Source organism: Rhodococcus sp. CX (assembly GCF_015865005.1).
Lineage (GTDB): Bacteria > Actinomycetota > Actinomycetes > Mycobacteriales > Mycobacteriaceae > Rhodococcus.
Genome location: NZ_JADZGH010000224.1, coordinates 55,503 through 60,830, shown reverse-complemented (window position 1 = coordinate 60,830; position 5,328 = coordinate 55,503). Strand labels below are relative to the sequence as shown.

Sequence of the window (5,328 nt, the reverse complement as noted above, 5' to 3'; positions counted from 1 at the left end):
GCGCTGTCGGACGCCGGTGCGTGCGTGCCCGCCGTGGTCGCCGTGCACCCGACCCTGCAGGCGGTTCTCCTCCGGAGGGTCGACGGGGAGACCTGGTTCTATCTGATCGGTGACCCCGACGAGCAGGTGGCAGTGGCGCGAGATTTCATCCGTCATCTCGCCGCGATCCACCGGATCGATCCCCGGAATCTGGTGATCGACTCGCTCAGGCCGGTTCGATCGGTCCGCGAGCACCTCGCCGACGAACTCGCCGGGATCCGGCGGCGCATGGCTCGCAAGAAGGGCCCGATGCCGCTGCTGTCGTTCTGTGTCGACTGGCTCGAACGCAACATGCCCGACGACGACGGCCCGGTGGTGCTGGTGCAGGGCGACACCGGTCCCGGCAACTTCATGTACCGCGACGGCCGAGTCACCGCGATCGTGGACTGGGAACTCGCCCACTTCGGTGACCCGATGGACGACATCGCGTGGCTGTCGCTGCGGGCCGCGCAGGACCCGTTCACCAGCTTCCCGGATCGGCTCGCGGAGTACGAGGCGCTGTCCGGCCACCGGATCGACGAACCGAAGATCTGGTACTACCGGCTGCTGGCGGAGGCGAAGCTCGCGACCTTCCACGACGGCGCCGACGACCGCCGGGGCTCCGTCGCGGTGGGTTCCCCGGACGCGGGCAACAGCCTGATCTACGGGATGCTGCACCGGCGCCTGCTCATCGAGGCGCTCGGTCACGCGGTGGGAATCGACATGGAGCGTACCGAGTTCCATCCGGAACCGGACGGTCCCGGCAACGGCCACGTCTTCGACGCCACCTTGGCGGTGCTGCGCGCGGCGGCCGGACAGGCCGGTGACCCGCTGGCCGCCCGCTGGACCAAGGGTGCGGCGCGGCTGGTCAAGTACCTGAAGGAATGCGACCGGGTCGGTGGGGTGCTGGACCGCGACGAGATCGCGGAACTGACGAAGTTGCTCGGCGAAATGCCGGCCTCCGTCGAGGATGGGCGTGCTGCTCTGGCCCGGCGGACGATCGACGGGGAAATCCCGGTCCTGGACTACGTCGCCCAGATGTGGAAGGGCGTCCAACGGGACGACTACCTGATGCGGACCGCGTCCGGCGCCCTCTACGACCGCACCTGGCCACCCATCACCCACGGGACCGGACCCGTCGACAACGGGGAGCCGATCCCGACCCGCGATCCGTCGGTGGGCTGGTGACCACCGGGGGTCGAGGGCGCGAACACGGGCACGTACACCCGGTCCTTGTCCTCATGCGTCCCCGCGACCTCCTCGAACGCGACGGTCACCGGCATGCCGATCTCCACGGACTCCGGCGGACACCCGACGATGCCGGCGGGGATACGAAGCCCGGCCTGGTCGTCGAGTTCGACGAGGGCGATCACGTACGGGACCGCCACCTCGGGGTGAAACCGTTGGACGTTGACGGTGAACGTGTAGACCACCCCGGCGCCGGACGTGTCGCGAATCCCCGCCGGCTCGTTGCAGTCCGGGCAGGTGGCCGCCGGCGGAAAGAACCAGCGCGCACAGCTCTCGCAGAACGGCAGGCGCAGAACGGAATCGGCGCCGCCGGTCCAGAAGGGCCGGTCGACGGAGGTGGGCGTCGGAACATACGGGCGGACCTGCGGGGTCGAGAGCTCCTGCATCGCTTCACAGTATCCGCGACCCCCACCCGGCCGCATCCGAACGGAGGCTCCGATGCACTTTCCTGAGCAGAACGCGATCATCTCGGGGATCGGCATCTCCGACATCGGAAGGAAAACGGGCACACCGGGACTCGATCTCACCGTGCAGAGTGCATCGGCGGCGGTCGCGGATGCAGGCCTGACGCCCGCGGACATCGACACGGTCCTGACACTGGGGGACACTCCGGCGGCCGAGGCTGCCCGCGCTCTGGGCATCGAATCGCCGGACCTTCCGGCACTGGACGGTGATGCGGGGCTGCTCGTCCCGGTGCAGCAGGCCGCGGTCGCGGTCGGGGAGCGCCGGGCCCGGCACGTCCTCGTCTATCGGACCGTGCAGATGATGGGAGGCACGGTCGATCGACCGCGCCGGTCCGGTGGCGGGAAGGGCGGTGGGCGGCCCCGTCGTGGTCCGGGCCCGGCCATGGGCGATGTGTCGTACCTGTTGGCGGCCAACGCGTTCTCCGCGGCCAATTGGCTGGCGCTCCACTGCCGTCGGCACATGCACGAGTACGGCACGACCCGAGAGCATCTGGGATGGGTCGCGATCAACGCGCGCCGCAACGCGGCACTCAATCCTTCGGCGGTGTTCCGGGACGAGATCACGATGGCCGATTATCTCGCGGCCCGGCCGGTCTCGACGCCGTTCGGGCTGCTCGACTGCGATGTGCCCGTCGACGGGTCGATCGCGGTGGTCGTCTCCCACCGCGATCACGCCGCCGGCATGCCGCACCCACCGGTCCGCATCGCAGCGATCGGCGGGGCCGCCGGAACCGGGGGATGGACCCAGCGGCCCGACTATCCCCGGATGGCCGCCACGGATGCCGCGGCGCGGCTGTGGAGCCGGACCGAACTAACCCGGGCCGACGTCGACATCGCGGAACTGTACGACGGATTCACGTTTCTCACGATCACCTGGCTCGAAGCGCTGGGGCTGTGCCCGGAGGGCGGCGGTGGCGACTTCGTGGACGGAGGTACCCGCATCGCGCGCGACGGATCGCTACCGCTCAACACCTACGGGGGTCAGCTGTCCGCCGGGCGGATGCACGGCTACTGGGTGCTGCACGAGGCGTGTGCTCAACTGCGCGGCACGGCGGGGGACCGGCAGGTGCCCCGTCCACCCGAGGTGGCGGCGGTGTCCGTCGGGGGAGGACCGATCGCCGGATGCATGCTCCTCACGCGGTGACCGGCGGTCGAAGTCGAATGTCCTTCGGTAACACCACTTATGGTGGTTGGTGTACCGAAACTTCGGTACGCCGACCGTCATCTCCGTGCTCTGGACGAGTGCCTTCTGCGGGAGCCGGATCAGAGTGGAGTCGATTCGGCCAAAGTGCGGAACATGGCCGAAGCAATACAGTAAATTGGGTTATATGAATGACTCGACGGTCCGCACAGGCGTGGGGGATCGCGCGGATCGCTGATCGGATGTCTGTTCGTCGCAACCGGACGGGGTTGAGGTGACTGAAGACGAGATTCCAGGCGGGGCAGGGGATCACGTGGACACGACAGGGGGTGCGGTCGACGAGATCACCGACTGGTCGAGGGGATACCTCGACCGGCATCTCGGCCGGTCGCTCGTCACCGTCGGGGAACAGATCAAGCTGGGTATCGAGGCGATGCGGTATCTCGTCGTGGACCTCGTGCGTGGCCGGTTCCCCTTCGAGTACTTCGTCCGCGAAGCGGTGTTCATGGCGAAAACCGCGCTGTTGCCGAGCTTCTTCGTCGCCATCCCGATCGGCGTCACCCTGTCGATTCAGTTCGGATTGCTCGCCGGGCAGGTGGGTGCCACCTCCCTCGCCGGTGCCGCGAGCGGTCTCGCCGTGATCCGACAGGGCGCGCCGCTGGTGACCGCGTTGATGATGGCCGCCACCGTCGGTGCCGCGATCTGCGCCGATCTGGGATCTCGGACCATCCGCGAGGAGGTCGACGCGATGAAGGTGATGGGTGTCTCGCCCGTCCGGCGGCTGGTGGTCCCGCGCCTGGCGGCCGCGGTCGTCGTGGGCACCGCGCTCACCGGAACGATCACCTTCATCGGCTTCCTCGCCGGTTACCTGTTCAACGTCTACGTCCAGGACGGTGCGCCGGGCAGTTTCGTCGCCACGTTCGCGTCGTTCGCGACCGTCGGCGACTTGGTGCTGACGATGGTCAAGGCGATCGTGTTCGGTGCGATCGTGGCGACCGTCGCATGCCAGAAGGGACTGTCGACCCACGGTGGTCCGGCGGGGGTCGCGAACTCGGTGAACTCCACCGTGGTCGGGTCGATCATGTTGCTGATGGTCGTCAACGTGCTGTTCACCCAGCTCTACGTCATCGCGTTCCCGAGGGCGTCGTTCTGATGGCATCGCCGTCGGCCTACCACCCCCCGGGCGTGCGCCCGCTCGCGGTTGCGTACGGGGCGATCACGCGACCGATCCGGATGATCGGGCACCTGTTGTCGTTCTTCTGCCGCGCCGTGGCAGGTCTGCCTGCGATGCTCCGGCACTACCACCGCGAGTTCCTGCGCCTGCTGTCCGACGTGACCTGGGGGAACGGGTCCCTGGTGGTCGGCGGTGGCACGGCCGGCGTCATCCTGGTGCTCGGTGCCAGCGCCGGGGCGATCGTCGGGATCGAGGGTTACAACGCGCTGCGCCTGCTCGGTCTCGGCCAGGCGACCGGGCTCGTCTCCGCCACCGCGGCGACCCGCGAACTCGCACCGATCATGGCGGCGCTGGCCTTCGCGGCGCAGGCCGGCTGTCGGTTCACGGCCCAGCTCGGTGCCATGCGCATCTCGGAGGAGATCGACGCCATGGAATCGCTGGCCATCAGACCGATTCCGTACCTCGTCACCACGCGTCTGCTGGCGTCGATGATCGCCGTCATCCCGCTGTTCGTGTGCTGCCTGGTGCTCACCTACGTCGTCGTGCAGCTGGTCGTCGCGCTCGCCGGCGGCGTGTCCATCGGCACCTACCAGCACTACTTTCACCTGGTCATGGCCGGACCGGACATCGTGTATTCGGTGATCAAGGTGGTGGTGTTCGTGACCATCACCTCCACGATCCAGTGCTATTACGGCTATTACGCCCGGGGTGGCCCGCAGGGCGTCGGGGTGGCCGTGGGACGTGCGATGCGCTCCGGGATCAGCGTGATGATCATCGTCAATCTGCTTCTCACGCTGGCCTTCTGGGGAGTCTCGGCCGGTTCGAAGCTGGGGGGCTGAGGATGCGGACGATCTCGCTGGAATCCGAGGCCGGTGCGCCGACCGACCGCATTCTGCTGATCCGCGGTCTCGTCGGTCTCGTCGTCATCGCGGCGGTCGTCGCCGTCCTGCTGCTGCGCTCGACGGGGTCGCTCGACGACCGGGTAGCCGTCACCGCACTGCTTCCCGACGTCGGAGACGGTATCCCCGCGAAATCGGACGTGAAGTTCCGTGGTCTCGTCGTCGGTATCGTCACCGGCGTCGAACCGGGCCGCGACGGCCGGCCGAACGAGGTGTCGATTCTGCTCGAACCCCATGATGCGCAGGGCATTCCCGACACCGTGACCGCGCGGGTGGTCCCGAGCAACGTGTTCGCGGTTTCGTCGGTCCAGCTGGTCGACAACGGTGCCGGGGCCCCGCTCACCGACGGTGCGGTGATCCCCGCCGACACGAGCCGGCCGACCG

At 68.3% G+C, this 5,328-nt stretch carries 6 protein-coding genes; 5 read left to right on the top strand and 1 reads right to left on the bottom strand.

The window, feature by feature from the left end:
- Window positions 1-1,206 (top strand): phosphotransferase family protein (locus tag I0Q12_RS25045; protein ID WP_231611381.1); only part of this gene is annotated, 1,206 nt, incomplete at its 5' end.
- Here I0Q12_RS25045 and I0Q12_RS25040 read toward each other — a convergent pair.
- Window positions 1,113-1,652, bottom strand: a complete 540-nt coding sequence (locus tag I0Q12_RS25040) for a Zn-ribbon domain-containing OB-fold protein (RefSeq protein ID WP_197255762.1) — start codon at window positions 1,650-1,652, stop codon at window positions 1,113-1,115. The two genes, I0Q12_RS25045 and I0Q12_RS25040, sit on opposite strands and share 94 nt — an antisense overlap.
- A 52-nt stretch (window positions 1,653-1,704) precedes the next feature.
- Between I0Q12_RS25040 and I0Q12_RS25035 the strand changes: the two genes are divergently transcribed.
- From I0Q12_RS25035 to I0Q12_RS25020, 4 genes are all read left to right on the top strand, one after another.
- Window positions 1,705-2,874: a thiolase family protein gene (locus I0Q12_RS25035; RefSeq protein ID WP_197255754.1), complete on the top strand. Its 1,170-nt coding sequence runs from the start codon at window positions 1,705-1,707 to the stop codon at window positions 2,872-2,874.
- Between the two features lie 310 nt (window positions 2,875-3,184).
- The gene (locus tag I0Q12_RS25030; RefSeq protein ID WP_248674407.1) at window positions 3,185-4,024 is read left to right on the top strand and encodes an ABC transporter permease; all 840 of its coding nucleotides are present in this window, start codon (window positions 3,185-3,187) and stop codon (window positions 4,022-4,024) included.
- A complete protein-coding gene (locus I0Q12_RS25025; protein ID WP_197255752.1) occupies window positions 4,024-4,884 on the top strand; it encodes an ABC transporter permease in 861 nt (286 codons plus the stop codon). Before I0Q12_RS25030 ends, I0Q12_RS25025 begins: the two co-directional genes overlap by 1 nt.
- Before the next feature lie 2 nt (window positions 4,885-4,886).
- On the top strand, window positions 4,887-5,328 hold a 442-nt coding region (locus I0Q12_RS25020), incomplete at its 3' end, for an MlaD family protein (RefSeq protein ID WP_197255750.1).

What these genes read in the sequence shown, in the direction of transcription:
- I0Q12_RS25035 (WP_197255754.1), top strand. Translation starts at nt 1,705, where the DNA reads ATGCACTTTCCTGAGCAGAACGCGATCATCTCGGGGATCGGCATCTCC.
- I0Q12_RS25040 (WP_197255762.1), bottom strand. Translation starts at nt 1,652, where the DNA reads ATGCAGGAGCTCTCGACCCCGCAGGTCCGCCCGTATGTTCCGACGCCC.
- I0Q12_RS25025 (WP_197255752.1), top strand. Translation starts at nt 4,024, where the DNA reads ATGGCATCGCCGTCGGCCTACCACCCCCCGGGCGTGCGCCCGCTCGCG.